The following is a 21,707-nucleotide window of genomic DNA, read 5'->3' on the forward strand; positions in this document are numbered from 1 at the left end:
TAGCCAGGACCCTGCGAAGGGTTCCCGATCGGCTCCGATACCAAAGGACCGATGCGTGTCTTAACAGCCCACAAGGCATTTTGACGAGGTTGCGACTGGAACGAAGTTGTCCTGAGGGACGGGGAAGCGATTCAAACGTATCAGCCTGAATGACGGAACCACCACGCTGCAAGGTCAAGCAACTGCCTGGCTGAATAGCAGACGTACGTCATCCACCTGTTCGTCACCCCTCTCCTCCGCGCTGCCTTCATTCCGATTGCTTCTTCGTTATTGCTACAACTGTTCAGACTGTCGCCCACGGCGGGTTCAGGTCGACAAATCGTGCAGAACCAAACGCAAACTTTGAAGGATTGACCATGTCAGCTTACCAAAACGAGATCAAGGCTATTGCCGCGGTAACAGAAGCCGCAGGTAGCACCTGGGCCGCCATCAACCCGGAATACGCTGCTCGCATGCGCCTCCAGAACCGCTTCAAAACCGGTCTGGACATCGCCAAGTACACCGCCGCCATCATGCGCAAAGACATGGCCGAGTACGACGCCGATACCAATGCCTACACTCAGTCGCTGGGCTGCTGGCACGGCTTCATCGGTCAGCAGAAGCTGATCTCCATCAAGAAGCACCTGAAGACAACCAACAAGCGCTACCTCTACCTGTCCGGCTGGATGGTTGCCGCGCTGCGCTCCGATTTCGGCCCGTTGCCTGACCAGTCCATGCATGAGAAGACTTCCGTTTCCGGTCTGATCGAAGAGCTTTACACCTTCCTGCGTCAAGCTGATGCCCGCGAACTGGACCTGCTGTTCGTCGACCTGGACGAAGCCCGCAAAGCTGGCGACAAATCCAAGGAAGCTGAACTTCAGGCCAAGATCGACAACTTCGAAACTCACGTTGTGCCGATCATCGCCGATATCGATGCTGGCTTCGGTAACCCGGAAGCTACCTACCTGCTGGCCAAGAAAATGATCGAAGCCGGTGCGTGCTGTATCCAGATCGAGAACCAGGTTTCTGACGAGAAGCAGTGTGGTCACCAGGATGGCAAGGTAACTGTTCCGCATTCCGACTTCCTGGCGAAGATCAATGCCGTGCGTTACGCATTCCTTGAGCTCGGCATTGACGACGGCGTGATCGTTGCCCGTACCGACTCCCTGGGTGCTGGCCTGACCAAGGCTATCGCTGTCACCAACGAGCCAGGCGACCTGGGCGACCAGTACAACAGCTTCCTGGACGGTGATTACATCGAAAGCGCTGACGACATCCAGAATGGTGACGTAGTCATCAAGGCCAACGGCAAGCTGCTCAAGCCAAAGCGTCTGGCTTCCGGCCTGTTCCAGTTCCGCAAGGACACCGGTGTAGACCGCGTCGTGCTGGACTGCATCACCAGCCTGCAGAACGGGGCTGACCTGCTGTGGATCGAAACCGAGAAGCCACACGTGGGCCAGATCGCCGACATGGTTAACCGTATCCGCGAAGTCGTACCGAACGCCAAACTGGTTTACAACAACAGCCCGTCGTTCAACTGGACTCTGAACTTCCGCCAGCAGGTATTCGATGCCATGCAGGAAGAAGGCAAAGATGTTTCTGCATACGACCGCGCCAAGCTGATGAGCGTCGAGTACGACGAAACCGAACTGGCCAAACTGGCTGACGAGAAGATCCGTACCTTCCAGAAGGATGCTTCCCGCGAAGCAGGTATCTTCCATCACCTGATCACTCTGCCGACTTACCACACTGCTGCGCTGTCTACCGACAACCTGGCAAAAGGGTACTTCGCAGACGAAGGCATGCTGGCCTACGTCAAGGGCGTTCAGCGTCAGGAAATCCGTCAGGGCATCGCCTGCGTCAAGCACCAGAACATGGCTGGCTCGGACATTGGCGACAACCACAAAGAATACTTTGCTGGTGAAGCTGCACTGAAAGCTGGCGGTAAAGACAACACCATGAACCAGTTCTAAGACCGGTCGTCGGGCTTAGGCCCGGGTGTAGAAAGGCCACCTTCGGGTGGCCTTTTTTGTAGCTGTTTTGTGACCGTCTGGTCGCGTACAATGCGTGCGCTTTCATCCATTCCTCCCCTGTCGACTCGTCCAATCGTCAGGGCGATCGCAGCGCAAGGTTATCTATGTCCCGTTTGATACTTCATTTCCCGGAAAAACAATTCTATTTCACCACCCAGTTGACAGTCAGGATTACCGATATCAACGCGGGCAAGCATCTGGCGAACGATTCGATGATCTCCATGATCTCGGAAGCGCGCGCCCGCTTCCTATATCAGTTCGGCATCGAAGAAGTAGGTGAAAACGAAGTCGGTATCATTGTGACTGACCTGGCGACAACTTACCGCACGGCGGCTTTTGCCAGAGATACATTGATATTTGAAGTTGGCCTGATGGATCTGAATAGATACGGGGGCGATATCATCTTTCGGATAACCAAAGCACGCAACGGTGAACTCGTTGCCTTGGCAAAGTCGGGTTTCGTTTTCTATCATTTTGCTACATCAAAAGTAATGCCCATGCCGGATGACTTTCGCATGCGCTTCCCTGGCGTTAACTGCCTTCCCGATTACGCATAAAAAAACCCGGTCATTTGACCGGGTTTTTTGTCGAGCTCGCTATTAACGAACTTCAACCTCTGCTTCTACGTCTGCTTCAACGCGGCGGTTCATCGCACGTCCTTCAGCAGTATCGTTGTCAGCGATGGGGTTGGATTCGCCATGACCGACCGAGTCGATACGGTCAGCTTCAACACCTTCATCGATCAGAGCTTGACGTACAGAGGCTGCACGACGCTGTGACAGATCCTGGTTGTACTGCTCGGTACCGATGGAGTCAGTGTAACCTTCAACCGTGGTAGTTACTGACGGATAGGTGTTCATGAACTCTGCCAGGCTCTGAATATCCTGACGGAATTCAGGACGGATAGTAGCCTCGTCGAAATCAAATTTGACGTCGAGTTCAACCCGAACGTTTTGCATTTCGGGTTCTGGCGCAGGAGCTGGAGCCGGAGCAGGAGCTGGAGCCGGCGCTGGCTCAGCAGCAGGTGCAGCAGCACCACCGAAATTCAGACCCAGGCCGACGCCCGCCATCCACTCGGTGTTGTCGTGATCCAGGCCGTGCATCACGTCGACGCCTGCGCGTACGAAGAAGTTTTCGTTCAGATAATTTTTAACACCGGCACCAGCCAGGATCATGCTGGTTTTGTCGCGGCTGCCAGTACCAACCTGGTCGAGTTCCTGATGGGCTACGCCACCGGACAGGTAAGGACGTACTGCGCCCTGACCGAAGTGATAGATGGCCTCAAGGTGAGTCATGCGACCGTCGATGTCGTCGCCTTCGAAACCGGCTGCTTCACTTTCCAGGCTCTTGTACACGCCGTGGCCGAGGTTCAACGAGACGTTGTCGCTCACAAAGTAACCGAGGCTACCACCGACCAGAGTGCCGTCATCCAGATCATGGATGCTGTCGGTGAAGTAACGCTTGGCAAATGCTTCCGCCTCAACAGAGCCGGCGCTCTGAGCCATAACTGGCATTGTGGAGGCAGCTACTACGGCGCCAACAACGATACCTACAGTGTTTTTCAATCTCATCTTTGAATCCCCGTTTAATCCATTCGGACGTTAGGTTTGCGCAATCTCGGCAAAACACAGGCGTGAGTATACAGACAACGCAACACCATCATAGAAAGAGTTTCAAAACGGCATTTCCACGTGCTTGCGGAGTTTTTCCAGCGCACGCTTATAACGCATCTTCGTAGCACTCAATCCCATGTACATGATGTCGGCAATCTCCTGAAATTCAAGCTCTGCTACAAAGCGTAGCACAAGAATTTCACGATCCACCGGGTTCACATGAACCAGCCAGCGGTCCAGCCCACCACTACCTGCGAGGGGCTCGGGTTCTTCCTGAGCCTCCTCCTGAGAGTCCAGACTTAGCGCATCGAAGAGTCGCTTCTTACGTTTCTCTTTTCGATACTGTGTGATGCACTCATTGTATGTAATGCTATAAAGCCATGTTTTGAATTTTGCCTTACCCTCAAACTGTTTCAACCCATGTAACACTTTTAGCATTACCTCCTGACAGACATCATCCGCATCCCTTTCGTTCCCCAAATATCGCGCACAAACGTTAAATAGTGTTCTTTGATAGCGCCTCATGAGTTCTTCATAAGCCACTGTCGTGTGAAGCAATTCACGTTTGGCGCGTAGGACCAATTCCTCGTCCGACAGATCGGCAGGAGTATATTGACTGCTTGATGGGCCAGAATCATTCAAAACGGGTGGGTCGCTAAGTGGGTTGGTTTGCACGCGGGATGGTTATCGGGAGACCCGTTCGTTCAGCAAAACACGATTGGATAGGGAGATTACCGCCCCGCTATCATCAACCAGAGACGTCTTAACGGTGCCGATCTCGTCAATCACGCCCTCAACGCCGCCTACCTGAATCCGATCCCCCACCTGGTATAGCTCGCGTACATATACGCCGGCAATGATCTGAGCGACTATCTGTTGGCTGCCCAGACCTAGCGCCAATGCTGCGGCAAGTCCGAAGGAGACCAGAACAATGGCAATCACTGTGTTGAGCAAGCCGGTTTCGATTTGCAGCTGACCGATGGCCAGAGAGACAGTGATTATTACCAGAAGACCCTGGGCGAAACGACCTAGCCCTCCTGCATAATCGACACCGATGCTTTCAGCGGCGCCGCGGACGACGCCACTGACCAGGTGCGACAGCAACAGGCCTGCCAACAGAATCAGCGCGGCGCCGAACACTTTAGGCAAATACAACGCGAATGCATCGAGCGTCGAGGAAACCCGGGCAAGGCCCAGCGTCTCGGCAGCAGACACCACGAAAGTCAGAACGATAAACCAGTAGACTATCTTGCCTACAACAGAAGAAACCGGTGAGGAAATACCGATTCTGCCGAGCAGCTTGGTGACTCCGGCACCGGTCATCAGACGGTCCAGACCCAGCTTGGCCAGCCCTTTGCTCAATAATGCGTCAACGACCTTAGCGATCACAAAACCAAGCAATACGATGAGCAGCGAGGCGATCAGATCGGGAACAAAGGACGCAATTTTGCTCCACAGGGTGGTCATGGCTGCAACGAAGCTTTGCCTCCAGGTATCAAATTCCATGATTTACTCGCTCGCTTGTTTGGAGGAATCGTTGCTGCGCCGTACCGGCCGTCTGTGTTGAATGCCTTTGTCTACCCCTTCGGTGAGGACCCAGGCCCATCGCGCGAAGAGGCTCAGCAAGTCGAATATACCGCCATGTATATGTGCTTTATGCAGCACCCGTTCGAGTCGCTCGTTATCGGAGCTGACTGGACGCTGCTGTTCGGCATTACGCATGAGGTTGCGCAACTGATGTTCAAAGGGATCGTCCACGATAGTGACCTCGCATCGATGAATAGCCGGAAACCTTCACACACTGCTTAAGGCTTCTGAAAAGCTGTTGACTGCCGCCACGGTCAGGGCCCATCGGCTGCCGACAACAAGCTATGCAAAGACGCTCGACATCCGAACGGTGTCACCATTCGAATGCCGGTCCCGCAATTGAATTTCAGAACGATTGTCTACGTCAGGTGGGCATTTTCAGTTCGGTTGGAGAAACGATGATCCCGTTGTTGTCCGCATACACATATTCACCTGGACGGAACGTCACTCCGCCGAAGGTAACCGGTACATTCAGGTCGCCTATCCCGCGCTTGTCGGTTTTCATCGGATGGCTGGCGAGCGCTTGAATCCCCAGTGGTGTCTGCACCAGAACATCTACATCGCGCACGCACCCGTACACGATGATGCCTTCCCAGCCATTGCGGGCGGCCTTTTCGGCTAGCATATCGCCGAGCAAGGCGCGGCGTAGCGAGCCGCCCCCGTCGACAACCATTACTTTGCCGGTGCCGTTCTGATCGACCTGCTCCTTCACCACGGAGTTGTCTTCAAAACATTTCACCGTGACGATCTCGCCGCCAAATGAATCGTGGCCGCCAAAGTTGCTGAACATGGGCTCGACGACAGCGACGTCTGGATAGGCGTCACACAGATCCGGAGTGATGTAGTGCATGGAGTCTCCTTGAGTCATATCAGGCGTTTTGTTCCGCGAGGAAGAACCAGGTGTCCATTACAGAATCAGGATTCAGAGACATGGTCTCGATGCCCTGCTCCATCAGCCAACGCGCCAGATCAGGATGATCCGAGGGACCCTGCCCGCAGATACCGATGTATTTATCAGCTTTGGTGCAGGCGGATATGGCCATTGCCAGCAGCTTCTTGACCGCCGCGTTACGCTCGTCAAACAGATGGGCAATGATGCCGGAATCGCGGTCCAGGCCAAGCGTAAGCTGGGTGAGATCGTTGGAGCCAATGGAGAACCCATCGAAGTGCTCGAGGAATTCTTCGGCAAGCAATGCGTTGGCTGGCAGTTCGCACATCATGATCAGCCGCAGGCCGTTTTCTCCACGCTTCAGGCCGTTCTCGCCGAGCAGTTCAACCACCTGTTTGGCTTCGCCCACGGTGCGAACGAACGGCACCATGATTTCGACGTTGGTCAGCCCCATGACATCGCGAACCTGCTTCATTGCACGGCATTCGAGCTCGAAGCAATCACGGAAGGAGTCGCTGATATAACGCGAAGCGCCACGGAAACCCAGCATGGGGTTTTCTTCTTCAGGCTCGTACAAGCGCCCGCCGATGAGGTTGGCGTATTCATTGGACTTGAAGTCGGACAACCGCACGATGACCTTTTTCGGCCAGAACGCAGCGGCCAGGGTACTGACCCCCTCAACCAGTTTCTCGACATAGAAGTCGACAGGATCGGAGTAGCCGGCAATTCGCTTCTCGACACTGTCTTTTACATCGCTCGGCAGACTCGCAAAATTGAGCAGAGCCTTGGGATGCACGCCGATCATACGGTTGATGATGAATTCCAGGCGCGCAAGGCCAACGCCGGCGTTGGGCAGATTGGCGAAATCAAACGCACGATCGGGGTTGCCCACGTTCATCATGATCTTGAAGGGTAGCGGTGGCATCGCATCGACGCTGTTGGTCCGCACATCAAAGGACAGCTCGCCGTCATAGATCAGGCCAGTGTCGCCTTCAGCGCAGGATACCGTCACGTTCTGCCCGTCTTTCAGCTCGGTGGTCGCGTTACCGCAGCCAACGACTGCCGGGATTCCCAACTCGCGCGCGATGATCGCCGCGTGGCAGGTGCGTCCGCCACGATTGGTGATAATGGCACTGGCCCGCTTCATTACAGGCTCCCAGTCCGGATCAGTCATGTCAGATACGAGCACGTCTCCGGGCATGACCTTGTCCATCTGCGAGATGTGGTCAACGATCTTGACCGGGCCCGAACCGATACGCTGGCCGATTGCGCGGCCTTCAACCAGTACCTTGCCCTTCTCCTTGAGCAGATAACGCTCCATCACGTTACCGCTGGCACGACTCTTCACCGTTTCAGGACGAGCCTGGACGATATACAGCTTGTTGTCATCACCGTCCTTTGCCCATTCGATGTCCATCGGACGTTCGTAATGCTTCTCGATGATAAGTGCCTGGCGAGCCAGATCGATGACTTCTTCATCGCTGAGGCAGAAGCGCGAGCGATCAGTCTTGTCGACCTCAACTGTCTTGACCGAGCGACCTGCGCTCGCCACTTCGCCGTAGACCATCTTGATCGCCTTGCTGCCCAGATTGCGACGCAGTATCGGGGGGCGTCCGGCTTCAAGAGTCGGCTTGTGCACATAGAATTCGTCAGGGTTGACCGCGCCCTGCACTACCGTTTCACCCAGGCCGTAGGCGCCGGTGATGAAGACGACATCGCGGAAACCGGATTCAGTATCCAGCGTAAACATCACGCCCGCAGTGCCGATTTCGGAGCGCACCATCCGCTGGACGCCAGCAGACAAGGCGACCAGTTTATGGTCAAAGCCCTGGTGAACCCGATAGGCAATAGCGCGATCGTTGAACAGCGAAGCGAATACTTCCTTGGCCGCACGGATCACGTTATCCACGCCGCGGATATTAAGGAAGGTTTCCTGCTGCCCGGCAAAGGAAGCGTCGGGAAGATCTTCCGCCGTGGCAGAAGAGCGAACCGCAACGGCGAGATTGTCGTTGCCGGCAGACAGTTCGGCGAAGGCCGTGCGGATGGCAGCATCAAGCGGCTCGGGAAATTCCGCGTCCATCACCCACTGACGGATCTGCGCACCAGTCTGGGCCAGAGCATTAACATCATCTACATCCAGGGCGTCCAGGGCGGCGTGAATACGCTCGTTCAGACCACTTTGCTCCAGAAAGTCGCGGTAGGCATCTGCTGTGGTGGCGAAACCGCCGGGGACCGATACTCCGGCATGCGCCAGGTTGCTGATCATTTCCCCAAGCGAGGCGTTCTTGCCGCCGACGCGTTCAACGTCTCCCGCACCCAGTTGTTCGAAGGACACTACGTACTCTAACAAGGTGATCTCTCCGTAATTCCATTGAATTGAGCGATACGCATAGGGCCGACCATCTGGCCTGCATGTTACAAATGCGCCACAATGCTGCTAATGAACCTCAGGTTTCTATATTGCTACACCCAATCGCTGCACCCAGCCAACACCGCTTCTTAAGGCTAAGCGCATGAAACGCACCGCTTTCTTTATTTCAGATGGCACAGGCATAACTGCCGAAACCCTTGGCCAGAGCCTGCTCTCACAGTTCGAGAACATCAGTTTCACCAAGTTGTTGCGCCCGTATGTAGACACCATCGAAAAAGCGCACGACATGGTACAACAAATCAATGCAGCTGCCGAGCGGGATGGCGCGCGGCCAATCATCTTCGATACAGTAGTCAATCGCGAGATTCGCGAAGAGCTGTCCCGCTCAAACGGTTACATGATCGACATCTTTGCGACCTTCCTCGCCCCGCTGGAAATGGAGCTTGGCGACGGGTCGTCCTACTCAGTCGGCAAATCACATTCAATACAGCACAACGGTCACTACAAGGACCGCATTGATGCCGTCCACTTCGCGATGGATAACGATGACGGCGCTCGGACTCAGCATTATGATGAGGCCGATCTGATCGTTGTCGGTGTATCGCGTTGCGGCAAGACCCCGTCCTGCCTTTATATGGCACTCAAATACGGGATTCGTGCGGCCAATTACCCGTTGACCGAAGACGACATGGAGCGCTTGCAACTGCCCGCCTCCCTGCGCCCCTACAAACAAAAACTGTTTGGGCTGACCATCGATCCGGAACGCCTATCGAGCATTCGCAACGAACGACGCCCCAATAGCCGTTACGCCAGCTTCGCTCAATGTGAATTCGAAGTACGCGAAGTCGAAAACCTGTTTCGCAAAGAGAACATCAACTATATCAACTCAACGCACTTCTCGGTCGAGGAGATTTCAGCCAAGATTCTTGTGCACATGGGCATTGAGCGCCGCCTGAAATAATGGGTTCAACTAGTTTCAGTGCTCCCATGACGGCGGCATATGGTGACGTAACCATTCCACCAGCGCCGTCACTTTTTTCGGTGCCTTACCGAAACTGTAGAGCAGGTTGATGGGTTGTTCCGATGGGTTCCACTCATCCAGACAGCGGACAAGACTGCCTGGATGAGCCTTTTCATACTTCTCCGCGTACCAAAGGGGAAGCACGCCGATGCCCTGTCCCCGTACCAGACAATCCGCCTGCAGGACCAGACTGTCGACCTTGAGTCGCGACGGTTTCGGGGTGAAATGATATTCGCCCTGAGTCGTGCTCTGCAGACGCACCGGGTCGCCCGTTCCTTCCAGTACATCCACCCACGGATACATAGCTAATTGATGGGGGTGTGTCGGCAGCCCGTTGGCCCTGACGAACTCAGGGCTGGCGTAGAGGCCACTGGTCCAGCGTCCCAGTGGTTCGTTGCGTAGCCCATGAAAGGTGTCGCCCCCGAGCCACAACCACAGATCGCCTACTGTGTCGTCGGACTGTTCGGGCTGCAGGCTTGTGACAGACAGCTCGAGCGTTACGCCGGAATGGGTATCCAGGAATCTGTCGAGGACCGCTGGCAACCAGCCCCTTTCGAATGCGTTGTGCACTCTCAGAACCAAAGGGCCGCTGATCTCTTCTTTCAAATCATCCAGCAAGTGCTGGCTCTGTGCAGCCAGATCAAGCAGTTGACGGCAATAGTTGTAGAACAGCTTGCCTGCTTCAGTAGGCAGCATCCGGTTCGATTGCCTTAGCAACAGGCGCTGACCAACGCGTGCCTCAAGCTGGCTGATACGGCGACTCAAGGTGGATTTGGGCAGGCCAAGATTGGCAGAGACCTGGGTCAACCCACCCTGCTCAACCACCGCAGCAAAAACGGTCAACTCGTTGAAATCGTGCATGACCATATTAGGAAGTAGCCCCCGCTTAGGAATGATGCGCACCTGCTACAACCGAATCCTCGACCCAATCACGATCGACTGTCAGTTGGCATCGGTCACTGCAGCCCCCGATTTTTTCAGTCAATGTGAACGCCTGTCAATTAGCATTGATTATCGTTATGACTAAAATGCATAAGCCAATATAGACCAGGACGTTAAGCTGCTGTTTTGTAACAATTTAACCAGAATAAACGCTCCGTACCGGATTCCTGGATGGAAAGTTTCATAATCTGCACTGGAATTTCAATGCGAATACTCCTAAAGTGCACCACTGTTTGAGAATCATTATCGTTCACTAGGCAGCCCGAGCGAAACCCACCAAGGAGCCTTAAATGCTTTCAAATCCCCGCGGTCACGCAGTTCCCTTCGCGCTCGTCGGTTCCATTGCAATGCTGGCGAGTAGCATTGCAACGGCCAACGAAGACACAGTGAGATTGTCCGACACGGTTGTCACCGCGTCAGGGTTTGAGCAGAAGATCACCGAGGCGCCTGCGAGTATCAGTGTGATTAGTCGGGAAGAGTTACAGCAAAAACGCTATAGCAACCTGGCTCAAGCCCTCGATGAGGTTGAAGGGGTTGATATTAGACAAGGCACAGGTAAGACCGGCGGGCTGAATATAAGCATTCGCGGCATGCCCAGCGATTACACGCTGATTCTCATTGACGGCCGACGTCAGAATACAGCGGGGAACGTCACTCCGAACGGATTCAACGAAACTTCCACCAGTTTCATGCCGCCCATGTCAGCCATCGAACGTATCGAAGTAATCAGAGGACCAATGTCTACCCTCTACGGGTCCGATGCGATGGGTGGGGTAGTCAACATCATCACACGTAAAGTTGCAGATAACTGGGGCACGTCCGTTACAGTCGATCATACCTTCCAGGAAGACCGTGACTATGGCAGCTCAAGTAATACCAGCCTTTACACAAGCGGTCCTTTGATAGATGGCTTGCTGGGCCTTGCGGTAAAAGGAAGTATTTATGACCGAGCTGAATCTGACCTGGCATTCGATAATGATACAGCGGTTAGCCGTCGTGGGGCATCGCCAGTTGAAGGGCGAAACTACAACGTAGGGGCTCGGCTATCCCTCACGCCTAATGCCGATCATGACTTCATTCTGGATGTCGAGCAGGGTAAACAGGTTTATAACAATGACAATTGTCAACTGGGCAATCTGGACGGCCGCACCGGCGGCAGCGCAGTCAACGGCTGCGATGAAGAGGCGCCGACTGTAGCCAATGGGTACAGCGATGAGCTGCGCTTTGAGCGCGATCAGGTCGCCGTGTCTCATACTGGTCGACTGGGCTTCGGCACCCTGAATAGTAGCTTTACTCATAACACCACTGAAACTTTGGGTCGGACTATCCCGGGCACTATTGGCGATCCTTATGCTGGCTATCCCGAAATCGTTGGTGGCGAAGATCGGGAGCTGAAATCCACCGATCTTATTTTCGATACCAAATTGACCGCCCCGCTTGGTCAGTCGCACATTCTGACCGTTGGTGGGCAGTGGTGGGACGCTGAGGTCACGGATGGAATCGCTGATGAGGACTTCGAGCAGAAATCCTGGGCTCTCTTCGCAGAGAATGAATGGCGGCTACGCGACGATCTTGCCCTGACATTGGGTGGGCGTTATGAAGATCACGAGGCATTCGGCGGCAACTTTAGTCCCCGTGCTTATCTGGTCTGGAATACTACTGATACCTGGACGCTCAAGGGTGGCGTTAGCCAAGGTTACAAGACCCCCACACTGAACCAGCTGCATGACGGCATCACTGGCGTTTCTGGTCAGGGTACGATTCTGACCATTGGCAGCCCGGACCTGGAACCGGAAGTTACGACCAACACCGAGTTCGGCGTTTATTACGATAACCTTTACAACTTCAACGCTAATGCGACCATCTTTCACAACAAGTTTGACGACAAAATCGATGATGGCACACCACTCCCGAACTGTTTCTCCGCGGAATCTCCCGGCTTGCCTGGTTGTATCAGCTATGGCAGTGGATTTACTCAGGATGAATTTGGCCAAAGCATCAACATTGGGGAAGCGATTACCCAAGGCGTAGAGTTAAGCGGACGCTGGCAATTCGCCCCAGCCTGGAGTGTCAGCGCGAACTACACCTACACCGACAGCGAGCAACGAAGTGGGGATAATAAAGGCCAACCACTAACCAACACACCCGAGCACTTGTTTTTTGCTCGGTTGAATTGGGCTGCGACCGAGCGTGTCAATCTATGGTTCAAAGGCGAATACCGGGGAGATAGGGCGCGCTTTACGGATCGTTATGAGAACCTGAATGCAGCCAATCAGGCGCTTTATGATGCCGCGGGCGATCTGGAGGCATATGAAGTATTCCACTTGGGTGGTTCGTTCAAAGCGTCAGAACAGGTCACCCTCAACGCGACAATTTACAACGCCTTCGGGAAAGACTTCACTACCGGCAGTTATTACACAACCAGCACCGGGGCCACAGGCTGGGCTTCAGACTATATCCAGTCGGGTCGCTCTACCGATGGCACTCTAGAAGAAGGCCGTCGCCTCTGGCTCTCAGCCACGATGGAGTTCTAGAGCTCTGTAGAGCCGCACACCTGAACCGGGCCCAGTGCCCGGTTTTTTGTGCCTGTCGTTTGTTCGAGTGGGCAGCCAAACTGTAGCGATTGTTCTTTTACGCCACTGTATGGAAACCGGTGAGCCTGACTGCGTTACGCTGGTCGCCTTGTTCCACTACCCTTCACTCCGTCATGAACTCAACCATATCAACGAAAGCAAGCTTCCAGCGCGTTCTCGCCGATAGCAGCTTGTCGAGTATCACGGCCGGTTTCGTTGCCATGCTTACCGCTTACAGCAGCTCTTTGGTGCTCATCATCCAGGCCGGGCAAGCCGCGGGCTTGAGCGACGTCAGGATTGCATCGTGGGTTTGGGCGATATCGATCGGGATGGCTGTGTGCACGATCGGCCTATCGCTGCGCTATCGCGCGCCGATCGTGGTGGCATGGTCTACACCCGGTGCTGCGCTGTTGATTACCAGTTTGCCAAATGTTGCCTTCGCCGAGGCCATTGGCGCCTTTCTGTTTTGCGGCGTTCTGCTGCTTGTAACGGGCCTCACCGGAAGTTTTGAACGATTGATCCGGCGTCTACCCGCCTCGCTCGCCGCTGCGTTGCTGGCGGGCATTCTGTTTCGTATCACCAGCGAAATCTTCGTTGCAATAGAGCATCAGACACTACTGGTGCTCGGGATGTTCGGCAGTTATCTGCTTGGCAAGCGATGGTCGCCGCGCTATGCCGTGCTGAGCGCCTTGCTCACGGGGTCAGTACTGGCCTATTTTAATAACCTGTTTTCCTTGCCGGCAGTTGATTGGGCGTTGACCTTGCCCACCCTGACGGCGCCGCAACTATCATTCACAGCACTGTTAAGCATCGGGCTACCGTTGTATATCGTAGCCATGGCATCGCAGAACCTGCCAGGCATGGCGGTTTTACGCGCTAGCGGTTATGAGGTCAAAGCTTCCCCGTTACTGTCTGCCACCGGCCTGGCGTCGCTGCTGCTCGCTCCATTCGGATCGCACGGCATCAATCTCGCCGCTATCAGCGCGGCTCTATGTACCGGGCCCGAAGCGCATCCTGACCCAGCGCGTCGTTACACCGCGGCCCTATGGTGCGGGCTATTCTATTGCCTGATCGGCCTGTTTGCCGGAAGTCTGACTACTCTGTTCCTCGCCCTTCCCGGCGCTCTGGTGTTGTCGGTTGCTGCCCTGGCATTGCTCGGCTCGATTGCAGATGGCTTGAGTCGGGCAATGGCCGAACCGGCAGACCGCGAAGCCGCTTTGATCACCTTTCTGATTAGCGCTTCGGGCATGACGCTTTTCTCAGTAGGCTCGGCGTTCTGGGGACTCGTCGCTGGTCTTGTCTCGCTGGGGGTACTGCGCTGGAAAAAACCTGATTAAGGAACGTTCATCGAGTCAACAGGGTCAGAACCATAACCGTCGAGTTTACGACGGATCGATTTTTGACTGACCTGTTTTTGACTGACCTATAGGAGCGTGACGATGGATCTGGTTCGCTTGATTTGCGCAATTTTGCTTCCCCCGCTAGGCGTTTTCCTGCAAGTCGGCCTGGGTGGTGCTTTCTGGCTGAACATTTTGCTGACTCTGCTCGGCTATATTCCCGGGATCATCCATGCCGTATGGATTATCGCGCGCCGGTAACCATGTTAGTGCGTTCCCGCGCCGCCAGTACCTTGCACGCTGGTGGCGCGGAACGGCTTCGGGTACGACCGCAAGCCGGTTTCATGCCCAGACTGCGAGCTGTTCAGCTTTGCACACACTACCCGGGCCTCATCCACACCCCCACCCTTCCGACCGCCCTGACACGTTACGCATACTTACGATTCATCAGATAAACGGTGACCGATAAGGCCGGCTTGCGCATTGCTAGGCGCGCCGACTAACCGTACCCTTGGGGCCTCTTGATCAGGAGATACCCCATGACGCGTTTGCTTGCTTCTCTAATGCTTGTTTCTGGGCTGGCTCATGCCAGCGACCCGTTGACAATAGATGTGCATAGAGACCCTAATTGCGGATGTTGCTCGGCCTGGATCGAACACCTCGAAGGGAACGGGTTCACCGTTAACGATCACCTTGAAGACGATATGCGCAGCTTCAAACAGGATGCTGGCGTGCCGGGCGAACTGGCTTCGTGTCACACTGCAGTAATAGATGGTCGTTTTATCGAAGGACATGTACCGGCAGCCGATATCCTGGCTCTGAGTGACAAGCCCGATCTGATCGGACTGGCTGTCCCTGGGATGCCCGTCGGCTCACCGGGCATGGAGATGGGCGACCGCCAGGACGCCTACAAGGTTGTCGCTGTGGACGATGAAGGTGCGCAAAAGGTTTTCAACAGTTACCCCTGAACAGCGAAGCTGAATCAGCCCCTGGTGCGGGCTGATTCAGTATGTTCGGCGGTGCCCTCGTAGGTAGTGCCCTGTTTTTCCCCGAACCAGGCGTTCAGCTTGTTTCGCGCCTTCGCTTTCACCTCATCGTTAATATAGAACGAGACCATCCCGATCGCGGCAGCCATGACTGCGATGTCGTCCGTGAAACCAAGCATGGGAAGGAAATCCGGCATGGCATCCACTGGCGAGATGAAGTATGCCAAGGCTCCGTACATTGCAGTCTTAGCCCATTTGGGCGTTTCCGGTCGTTGGGCTGCGTAATAAAGGTACAGAGACTTTTCAACCGCCTCGCGCCCCGCGATCAAGGCGAAACGGCTGAGCTTGTTCCAATACCCCTTATCGCTGAATCTGCTGTGTGCCATCTCGTGCCTCCGGATACGAAAGTGTATCGAGCCATCCGGAGCATCTGGATCACTCACGGAGCGGCTCCGTCCAGGTTATATGACAGCAGGCTCGAGCGCTTAGCTCCCGGCTCGGCAATAACGATGGTATTACGACCTGCGTGCTTGGCCTGATACAGGCACTCATCCGCACTGTGCAGCCAGGACTTGTAATCCTTCTGCCACAATATCGGCGCACCACCAATCGATACGGTGACCGGGGTGCCATCAACGTTGCGTAACTCTTGTTGGACGGTGGTGAGGATATTACGTGCGACCTGCTCCAGCCCGCCCCGGTTTACCTGAGGTGCCACCAGGACGAACTCTTCACCGCCAAATCGATACAAGCGATCAGACTGCCGGCAGGCCGAGCCGACTATTCGTACAAAATCCTTTAGGACGCGATCCCCGGCCTTATGACCGAAACTGTCGTTGATGCGTTTGAAATGATCGAGATCCAACACCAATAGCCCATAGGCCGTGCCATAACGGCTGTGTTCAGCAAATACCGTGTCAAGCTCCGCTTCCAGCGCACGCCTGTTACCGATGCCGGTGAGAGGATCGATCGTCGCCAGCTCATGAAGTTGCCTACGCTGCATTGAACCGCGATGGGCAAAAACCAGCGCAAACAGGCTGGTGATAACAGCTGTAACGGAAAAGGAAACAAGCTGTGCTGGCCCATCGAAAAGATATCCTGGGGCAAGCAAGCCGTAGGTGCACAGGGCGACGAGTGCGCACAAGGTCGCTATCGCACTCTGTATCGGAGGCACCACGAAGAAGTTGAAGATGATCATGACGTAAAACCAGAACAACCCATTAACGCCCAGCTTTATCGCAACGATCACTGCGCTAATCGAATAGGCAAAAGCCAGAAACTGGCCCGGGCGCAGGGTTTTGCCGGTACGCCAGGCCGAACGTACAGCGAAGCTGGTGCCAATGACCAAGGCACTATCCAATGCCCCGAGAAGCCAGTCGTCATTCAACAGCCGGTACAAAGCAAAAGGCGGCAACGCTATCAATGCCAGAACCGCAACGGAAATAATGATTGATAACTGATAGTCGCCTTTCAGCCGTCGCCAGATCCGTTGCATGTATACGCTGCCCTGATAGAAGGAAGAATCGGCGTCCACAGCCGTTCCGGACAAAACAGTAACCTTCTAACGTCAATACCGCAATATCATTTTGATATCAACCAGCAGAAACCGACCATCGACCGACTGGTCAGAACACGACCATTCGAATGGCACAGAGTTTTTCCATTCCCGTGGTGTTTTCACCCACCAATCCAGAAATACGCAACAACCGTCAGCTCGCGGCGGCGGCCGTATTCTGGATGCGCTTGACCATGGCGCGCAAGCCGTTGCCACGCGTGACACTGAGGTGCTTGAGCAGATTCAGTTGCTCGAAATAGCCTTCGATATCGAAATTACCGATCTCTTCGGCGGTCTTGCCGTTATACGCGGCCAGAACGACGGCAAGCAGGCCTTTGACGATAAAGGCATCACTGTCGGCATCAAAGAAAAAGCGGTCCCCTTCCCTGCGGCTGACCAGCCACACCTGGCTCTGGCACCCGCGAACTATATTTTCATCGGTGCGATGAGCATCATCCAGCGGCGGCAGTTCCCTGCCCAGGTCAATGATGTATTTGTAGCGATCTTCCCAGCTATCGAAGAACGACAGCGTTTCGACGATGTCGTCGCTGGTGGTATCGGTGCCTATCTGGCTCATGCAGGACCTCTTAAAAGAACATGCCGGTTTCAAGCTGGGCTTCTTCGCTCATCATGTCCCGACTCCAGGGCGGATCAAATACCAGATCAACCTTGACCGTTTCGACGTTGGGGACACGTTGCACGCGATACTCGACATCGCCCACCAGCACCGGCCCCATGCCGCAGCCCGGCGCAGTCAGTGTCATCTCGATATCAACACGCTTGGCCTGCTGGTCAATCTTGACCGAATACACCAGCCCCAGATTGACCAGATCAACCGGGATCTCGGGATCATAAATGGTACCCAGCGCCTCCCAGACCTGCTCTTCACGGATCTGGTCATCTTGCGGGTCAGGAAAGCTCAGCAACTCGGGCTCCAGCCCCAGGTTCGCCGCATCGGTCCCGTCGACCCGCACCATCTGCCCCTGATACGTCACCGTATAGTTGCCGCCCAATGCCTGGGTGATGGCCACGAAGGTATCCTTGGGGATGACCAGCGGAGTGCCATCCGGTACACGACGCGCAGGACAATCCGCCTGCGCAACTACCATGCGTCTTTCCATCTCAACTCACACTGAAGCTTTCGCCGCAACCGCACTGGTCTTTGACGTTAGGGTTAATGAACTTGATCTGCTTGTTGATGCCTTCCTTGACCAGATCGATCTCGGAGCCGCTCAGGATTGGCAGGCTGTCGCGGGAGAGCAGCAGCTTGACGTCGTCGTCCAGCTGGTACTGGATATCGTCCTCACTGCCCTGTTCGACCAGATCAATCACATACATAAAGCCGGTACAGCCGCTCTTTTTGGTGCTGACCCGTACGGCCTTGCCGTTCTGCCCATGCAGTTGTCGGCGGAAATGCTCGAGTGCCGCGGGCGTGACGGTGACGACCTGGCTACCCGGATCGAAGGATTCTACGCTCATGCGAACTCCTTATCAGACAAGAAACTGTCTGGCTTTAGCCAATGCTTCAAACAAACGGTCCACATCGGACAGGGTGTTATAGAACGCGAAACTGGCGCGGATGGTGCCCGGAATACCGAACTGATCCATGATCGGCTGGGCACAGTGATTACCGGTGCGTACAGCCACGCCCTGCTGATCGAGCAGCATCCCGACGTCCTGCGGATGTGTGCCTTCCAGCAGAAAACTTAACACGCTGGTCTTGGATGCTGAGGTGCCAATCAGCTGCACGCCGGGCGTTTCCTGAGCGCGCTTTTCCGCATAGGCGAGCAATGCCTGCTCATGCGCCTGCGCGCCGCGGCGATCGAGCTGTTGCAGATAATCGATCGCCGCGCCAAATCCGATCACACCGGCTATATGCGGCGTGCCGGCTTCAAACTTGTACGGCAACTGATTGTATGTGGTGCCGGCGAAGCTGACCGTCTCGATCATCTCCCCGCCGCCCTGATAGGGAGGCATTGCATGCAACAGATCCAGTTTGCCGTACAGCACGCCAAGCCCGGTCGGACCAAACAGCTTGTGCGCAGAAAACACGTAAAAATCGCAATCCAGCGCCTGAACGTCGACATCGAAGTGACTGATTGCCTGCGCGCCATCGATCAGACACAGCGCGCCGCTGGCGTGCGCCATACCGATGATTTGCTCGACCGGATTGATAGTGCCCAGCGCGTTTGATACATGACCGCAGGCTACCATCTTCACGCGTTCATCGAGCATGGAAGCCAGCGCGTCCAGGTCCAGCGTGCCGGTTTCATCCACTGGAATGGCTTCGACCGTGGCACCAACTTCCAACGCAACCATCTGCCAGGGCACGATATTGGAATGGTGTTCCATCGCCGAGACGAGTACCCGGTCGCCCTGCTTCAGGTGCATACGGCCCCAACTGGAGGCAACCAGGTTGATGCCTTCGGAGGTGCCGCGCGTCCAGATAATCTGCCGTGCTTCGCCTGCATTAACGTAGGACGCCACCTTTAGCCGGGCCGCTTCGAACTTTTCGGTCGCCCGATCAGCCAGCGTGTGTGCGCCACGGTGCACATTGCTGTTGTCGGTGCGGTAGTAATCAACGATGGCCTGGATCACTGCTTCCGGCTTCTGCGTGGTCGCGGCATTATCCAGGTATACCAGCGGGTGGCCATTAACCTCCTGATTCAGAATCGGGAAGTCCTGACGCACCCTCTCCGCATCAAAGGTCGCTACGCCCGACATGCTCAGATCATTCATAATCCAGCTGCCCCAGCAGTTCACTCCCCTGCCCGAATAGCGTGGTCAGGCGCGGGCGCAGGTAATCCTGAATGGCTTGCTCTGGCACTTGCGTCAGCAGCTCGTTGATGAAGCCGAAGCTGAGCATGCTGATCGCTTCAGCCCGCTCGACGCCACGGCTCTGCAGATAGAACAACGACGTTTCGTTGAGCTGGCTGATGGTCGCACCGTGGGCGCAGCGCACATCATCGGCGTAGATCTCAAGCTCGGGCTTGGTGTAGATCTCGGCGTTAGGCGACGTCAGCAGATTCTTGTTGCTGAGTTCGGCCAGGGTCTTCTGCGCCTGCGGATGAATATGAATGCGGCCGTTGAATACGGCCTTGGCCGAGTCACCGATGATGCCGCGGAACACCTCATTAGTCGTGCAGTGCGGCACGCAGTGCTCAACGTTGGTGTGGTAATCGATCAGCTGCTTGTTGCGCGGCAGATAGACGCCGTGCAGCTCGAGGTGAGCGCCCTCGCCCCGGTGATTGACCTGATAATCGATGCGCTTCAGCCGACTGCCCTGGGCCAGGGTGAAGCCATGGAAGCGTGCGTCGCGGTGCAGGTTCACGTGAACCCCGCCCACATGCAGCAGATCTTCCTGCTCCAGGTTGATGCGGTAATGTTGCACCTGGGCGTTCTGACCCACGATCACCTCGGTCAGGCTGTTAACGAAACCGTTTTGCTTGCTGTCCGCCGAAACGTAGTGCTCGATCAGCTCCGCCTGGCTGCCATCTTCCAGCACCATGAGTACGCGCTGGTTACTGACCGCAGGCTCAGCCTCCGGAGTGGACACGTTGAGCACATAGATGGGCTTGTCCAACGACCGGTTGCGCGGCACCTGAACCAGAATGCCATCGGCTACCCAGGCATTGCTCAGGGCAGCGAACAAGTGCCGTTCAGCATCGACCACAGTACCAAGTTTTTGCTCGATGACCTGGCGCTGCGCAACGTCTGCATCGGCAAAGCGAACGATCTCTGCCGGCAGATCACTTGATAGCTCGGCCATGAACTGGCCATTGACGAACACCAGCCGCGTCGCATCGATATCGATCTGCTCGATATCCTGTTGCCAGTCAGTGCCGGTGGCTGCAGCCCAGCGCGACGGCATGTCGCTCTGCAATGGCTGCAGCGGTGTGTTCTTCCACAGCTCGGTCTTGCGGGTCGGCCACCTGGCCGAAGACCAGCTCAGTGCGCCGCGCTCGCGCAAGCTCTGCAACCAGTCGGGGCTATGTTGAGCCTCCGCCAGTTGCAACGCCACATTCTGAAAATCGCTCATCAGGCCACCTCGCCTTCCAGCCAGCCATAGCCCTTGGCTTCGAGTTCGAGCGCCAGGCTCTTGTCGCCGGACTTGACGATCTTGCCACCCGCGAGCACATGGACGTAATCCGGAACGATGTAGTCCAGCAGGCGCTGATAGTGGGTCACGACGATGAAGCTGCGCTTGCCGTCGCGCATGCTGTTGACGCCGTCGGCGACTACCTGCAGTGCGTCGATATCCAGACCGGAGTCGGTCTCGTCGAGAATGCACAGCGCCGGCTCAAGCAGCATCATCTGCATGATCTCGTTGCGCTTTTTCTCGCCGCCGGAAAAACCTTCGTTCACGCCACGCTTGAGGAAGTTGGCCTCAAGGTCGACGCGCTTGCTGGTTTCGCGTGCCAGCTTCATGAATTCGACCGAACTCAGGGGCTCCAGGCCGGCGTGCTTGCGCTTGGCATCAACCGAGGCCTTCAGAAACTCCATGTTGCTCACGCCGGGGATTTCGACCGGATACTGGAATGCCAGGAACAGCCCTTCACGGGCTCGTTCTTCGGTATCCATCTCCAGCAGATCCTGACCCTTGAAAGTAATGCTGCCCGCGGTGGCTTCGTAACCGGGACGGCCAGAGAGAATGTTCCCCAGGGTGCTCTTACCCGAACCGTTCGGCCCCATGATGGCGTGAACTTCACCCGGTTTGATCTCGATATCCAATCCCTTGAGGATATCATTGTCTTCAACTTTAGCGTGCAACCCTTTGACTGATAACATATTTTGGCCTGATACCTTGTGAATTAGTGTGGC

Annotated in this window: 22 protein-coding genes; 7 read left to right on the plus strand and 15 right to left on the minus strand. The window is 55.5% G+C overall.

Annotated elements, in window-relative coordinates; all coding sequences use genetic code 11:
* Positions 1-356: 356 nt before the first annotated feature.
* Both G3M63_RS14790 and G3M63_RS14795 read left to right on the plus strand, forming a co-directional pair.
* Positions 357-1,952 carry an isocitrate lyase gene (locus G3M63_RS14790; RefSeq protein WP_150301583.1) on the plus strand — a complete coding sequence of 532 codons (1,596 nt, stop codon included), beginning with the start codon at positions 357-359 and terminating at the stop codon, positions 1,950-1,952.
* Between the two features lie 164 nt (positions 1,953-2,116).
* Positions 2,117-2,569, plus strand: coding sequence for a thioesterase family protein (locus tag G3M63_RS14795; protein ID WP_150301582.1), 453 nt, complete (start codon positions 2,117-2,119; stop codon positions 2,567-2,569).
* Positions 2,570-2,611: 42 nt separating this feature from the next.
* Here the strand turns inward: G3M63_RS14795 and G3M63_RS14800 are convergent, their stop codons facing one another.
* The 6 genes from G3M63_RS14800 to ppsA form a co-directional block, all read right to left on the minus strand.
* On the minus strand, positions 2,612-3,583 hold the full coding sequence (locus G3M63_RS14800) for an OmpA family protein (protein ID WP_150301581.1): 972 nt from the start codon (positions 3,581-3,583) through the stop codon (positions 2,612-2,614).
* A 102-nt stretch (positions 3,584-3,685) separates the two neighbouring features.
* Complete coding sequence (sigX, locus tag G3M63_RS14805; RefSeq protein ID WP_163983624.1) at positions 3,686-4,267, minus strand: RNA polymerase sigma factor SigX; 582 nt, start codon at positions 4,265-4,267, stop codon at positions 3,686-3,688.
* Between the two features lie 42 nt (positions 4,268-4,309).
* Positions 4,310-5,131 carry a mechanosensitive ion channel domain-containing protein gene (locus G3M63_RS14810; protein ID WP_150301579.1) on the minus strand — a complete coding sequence of 274 codons (822 nt, stop codon included), beginning with the start codon at positions 5,129-5,131 and terminating at the stop codon, positions 4,310-4,312.
* A gap of 3 nt (positions 5,132-5,134) precedes the next feature.
* Positions 5,135-5,383, minus strand: a complete 249-nt coding sequence (locus G3M63_RS14815; protein ID WP_150301578.1) for a CrfX protein — start codon at positions 5,381-5,383, stop codon at positions 5,135-5,137.
* Positions 5,384-5,576: 193 nt separating this feature from the next.
* Positions 5,577-6,062, minus strand: a complete 486-nt coding sequence (gene rraA, locus G3M63_RS14820) for a ribonuclease E activity regulator RraA (RefSeq protein WP_150301577.1) — start codon at positions 6,060-6,062, stop codon at positions 5,577-5,579.
* A gap of 19 nt (positions 6,063-6,081) precedes the next feature.
* Positions 6,082-8,451, minus strand: coding sequence for a phosphoenolpyruvate synthase (gene ppsA, locus G3M63_RS14825; protein ID WP_150301576.1), 2,370 nt, complete (start codon positions 8,449-8,451; stop codon positions 6,082-6,084).
* A 163-nt stretch (positions 8,452-8,614) separates the two neighbouring features.
* Here ppsA and G3M63_RS14830 point away from each other — a divergent pair, with 163 nt between their 5' ends.
* A complete protein-coding gene (locus tag G3M63_RS14830; RefSeq protein ID WP_150301575.1) occupies positions 8,615-9,433 on the plus strand; it encodes a pyruvate, water dikinase regulatory protein in 819 nt (272 codons plus the stop codon).
* 15 nt (positions 9,434-9,448) lie between these two features.
* Here the strand turns inward: G3M63_RS14830 and G3M63_RS14835 are convergent, their stop codons facing one another.
* Positions 9,449-10,354, minus strand: coding sequence for a LysR family transcriptional regulator (locus tag G3M63_RS14835; protein WP_150301574.1), 906 nt, complete (start codon positions 10,352-10,354; stop codon positions 9,449-9,451).
* Between the two features lie 371 nt (positions 10,355-10,725).
* On the opposite strand from G3M63_RS14835, the gene G3M63_RS14840 reads away from it, so the two are divergent.
* From G3M63_RS14840 to G3M63_RS14855, 4 genes are all read left to right on the plus strand, one after another.
* The gene (locus tag G3M63_RS14840) at positions 10,726-12,969 is read left to right on the plus strand and encodes a TonB-dependent receptor domain-containing protein (RefSeq protein WP_150301573.1); all 2,244 of its coding nucleotides are present in this window, start codon (positions 10,726-10,728) and stop codon (positions 12,967-12,969) included.
* A gap of 173 nt (positions 12,970-13,142) precedes the next feature.
* Positions 13,143-14,345: a benzoate/H(+) symporter BenE family transporter gene (locus tag G3M63_RS14845; protein WP_150301572.1), complete on the plus strand. Its 1,203-nt coding sequence runs from the start codon at positions 13,143-13,145 to the stop codon at positions 14,343-14,345.
* Between the two features lie 102 nt (positions 14,346-14,447).
* Positions 14,448-14,606, plus strand: a complete 159-nt coding sequence (locus tag G3M63_RS14850; RefSeq protein WP_150301571.1) for a YqaE/Pmp3 family membrane protein — start codon at positions 14,448-14,450, stop codon at positions 14,604-14,606.
* A 278-nt stretch (positions 14,607-14,884) separates the two neighbouring features.
* Complete coding sequence (locus G3M63_RS14855; RefSeq protein ID WP_150301570.1) at positions 14,885-15,313, plus strand: DUF411 domain-containing protein; 429 nt, start codon at positions 14,885-14,887, stop codon at positions 15,311-15,313.
* 14 nt (positions 15,314-15,327) lie between these two features.
* Here the strand turns inward: G3M63_RS14855 and G3M63_RS14860 are convergent, their stop codons facing one another.
* The 8 genes from G3M63_RS14860 to sufC all read right to left on the minus strand — a co-directional run bounded on the left by G3M63_RS14860 (position 15,328) and on the right by sufC (position 21,674).
* Entirely contained in the window at positions 15,328-15,717 is a 390-nt protein-coding gene (locus tag G3M63_RS14860; RefSeq protein ID WP_150301569.1) for a YkvA family protein, read from the minus strand.
* 53 nt (positions 15,718-15,770) lie between these two features.
* Positions 15,771-16,865 (minus strand): GGDEF domain-containing protein, encoded by a 1,095-nt coding sequence (locus tag G3M63_RS14865; protein ID WP_163983625.1) that lies wholly within the window; start codon positions 16,863-16,865, stop codon positions 15,771-15,773.
* A 175-nt stretch (positions 16,866-17,040) separates the two neighbouring features.
* Positions 17,041-17,463 (minus strand): SufE family protein, encoded by a 423-nt coding sequence (locus G3M63_RS14870; RefSeq protein ID WP_150301567.1) that lies wholly within the window; start codon positions 17,461-17,463, stop codon positions 17,041-17,043.
* Positions 17,464-17,473: 10 nt separating this feature from the next.
* Positions 17,474-17,995, minus strand: a complete 522-nt coding sequence (gene sufT, locus G3M63_RS14875) for a putative Fe-S cluster assembly protein SufT (RefSeq protein ID WP_163983626.1) — start codon at positions 17,993-17,995, stop codon at positions 17,474-17,476.
* Positions 17,996-18,008: 13 nt separating this feature from the next.
* On the minus strand, positions 18,009-18,365 hold the full coding sequence (locus tag G3M63_RS14880) for an iron-sulfur cluster assembly accessory protein (RefSeq protein WP_150301565.1): 357 nt from the start codon (positions 18,363-18,365) through the stop codon (positions 18,009-18,011).
* A gap of 12 nt (positions 18,366-18,377) precedes the next feature.
* Positions 18,378-19,625 carry an aminotransferase class V-fold PLP-dependent enzyme gene (locus G3M63_RS14885; protein WP_256669837.1) on the minus strand — a complete coding sequence of 416 codons (1,248 nt, stop codon included), beginning with the start codon at positions 19,623-19,625 and terminating at the stop codon, positions 18,378-18,380.
* Positions 19,618-20,925 (minus strand): Fe-S cluster assembly protein SufD, encoded by a 1,308-nt coding sequence (gene sufD / locus G3M63_RS14890; protein WP_163983627.1) that lies wholly within the window; start codon positions 20,923-20,925, stop codon positions 19,618-19,620. Before sufD ends, G3M63_RS14885 begins: the two co-directional genes overlap by 8 nt.
* Positions 20,925-21,674: a Fe-S cluster assembly ATPase SufC gene (gene sufC, locus G3M63_RS14895; RefSeq protein ID WP_150301563.1), complete on the minus strand. Its 750-nt coding sequence runs from the start codon at positions 21,672-21,674 to the stop codon at positions 20,925-20,927. The genes sufD and sufC overlap by 1 nt, the downstream gene beginning before the upstream one ends.
* Between the last annotated feature and the right edge of the window lie 33 nt (positions 21,675-21,707).

This window comes from Pseudomonas sp. OIL-1, from assembly GCF_010669185.1.
Taxonomy (GTDB): Bacteria; Pseudomonadota; Gammaproteobacteria; order Pseudomonadales; family Pseudomonadaceae; genus Halopseudomonas; species Halopseudomonas profundi.

What these genes read in the sequence shown, in the direction of transcription:
- G3M63_RS14790 (WP_150301583.1), top strand. Translation starts at nt 357, where the DNA reads ATGTCAGCTTACCAAAACGAGATCAAGGCTATTGCCGCGGTAACAGAA.
- G3M63_RS14795 (WP_150301582.1), top strand. Translation starts at nt 2,117, where the DNA reads ATGTCCCGTTTGATACTTCATTTCCCGGAAAAACAATTCTATTTCACC.
- G3M63_RS14800 (WP_150301581.1), bottom strand. Translation starts at nt 3,583, where the DNA reads ATGAGATTGAAAAACACTGTAGGTATCGTTGTTGGCGCCGTAGTAGCT.
- G3M63_RS14810 (WP_150301579.1), bottom strand. Translation starts at nt 5,131, where the DNA reads ATGGAATTTGATACCTGGAGGCAAAGCTTCGTTGCAGCCATGACCACC.
- rraA (WP_150301577.1), bottom strand. Translation starts at nt 6,062, where the DNA reads ATGCACTACATCACTCCGGATCTGTGTGACGCCTATCCAGACGTCGCT.
- G3M63_RS14830 (WP_150301575.1), top strand. Translation starts at nt 8,615, where the DNA reads ATGAAACGCACCGCTTTCTTTATTTCAGATGGCACAGGCATAACTGCC.
- G3M63_RS14835 (WP_150301574.1), bottom strand. Translation starts at nt 10,354, where the DNA reads ATGCACGATTTCAACGAGTTGACCGTTTTTGCTGCGGTGGTTGAGCAG.
- G3M63_RS14840 (WP_150301573.1), top strand. Translation starts at nt 10,726, where the DNA reads ATGCTTTCAAATCCCCGCGGTCACGCAGTTCCCTTCGCGCTCGTCGGT.
- G3M63_RS14845 (WP_150301572.1), top strand. Translation starts at nt 13,143, where the DNA reads ATGAACTCAACCATATCAACGAAAGCAAGCTTCCAGCGCGTTCTCGCC.
- G3M63_RS14850 (WP_150301571.1), top strand. Translation starts at nt 14,448, where the DNA reads ATGGATCTGGTTCGCTTGATTTGCGCAATTTTGCTTCCCCCGCTAGGC.
- G3M63_RS14855 (WP_150301570.1), top strand. Translation starts at nt 14,885, where the DNA reads ATGACGCGTTTGCTTGCTTCTCTAATGCTTGTTTCTGGGCTGGCTCAT.
- G3M63_RS14860 (WP_150301569.1), bottom strand. Translation starts at nt 15,717, where the DNA reads ATGGCACACAGCAGATTCAGCGATAAGGGGTATTGGAACAAGCTCAGC.
- G3M63_RS14870 (WP_150301567.1), bottom strand. Translation starts at nt 17,463, where the DNA reads ATGAGCCAGATAGGCACCGATACCACCAGCGACGACATCGTCGAAACG.
- sufT (WP_163983626.1), bottom strand. Translation starts at nt 17,995, where the DNA reads ATGGTAGTTGCGCAGGCGGATTGTCCTGCGCGTCGTGTACCGGATGGC.
- G3M63_RS14880 (WP_150301565.1), bottom strand. Translation starts at nt 18,365, where the DNA reads ATGAGCGTAGAATCCTTCGATCCGGGTAGCCAGGTCGTCACCGTCACG.
- G3M63_RS14885 (WP_256669837.1), bottom strand. Translation starts at nt 19,625, where the DNA reads ATGAATGATCTGAGCATGTCGGGCGTAGCGACCTTTGATGCGGAGAGG.
- sufD (WP_163983627.1), bottom strand. Translation starts at nt 20,925, where the DNA reads ATGAGCGATTTTCAGAATGTGGCGTTGCAACTGGCGGAGGCTCAACAT.
- sufC (WP_150301563.1), bottom strand. Translation starts at nt 21,674, where the DNA reads ATGTTATCAGTCAAAGGGTTGCACGCTAAAGTTGAAGACAATGATATC.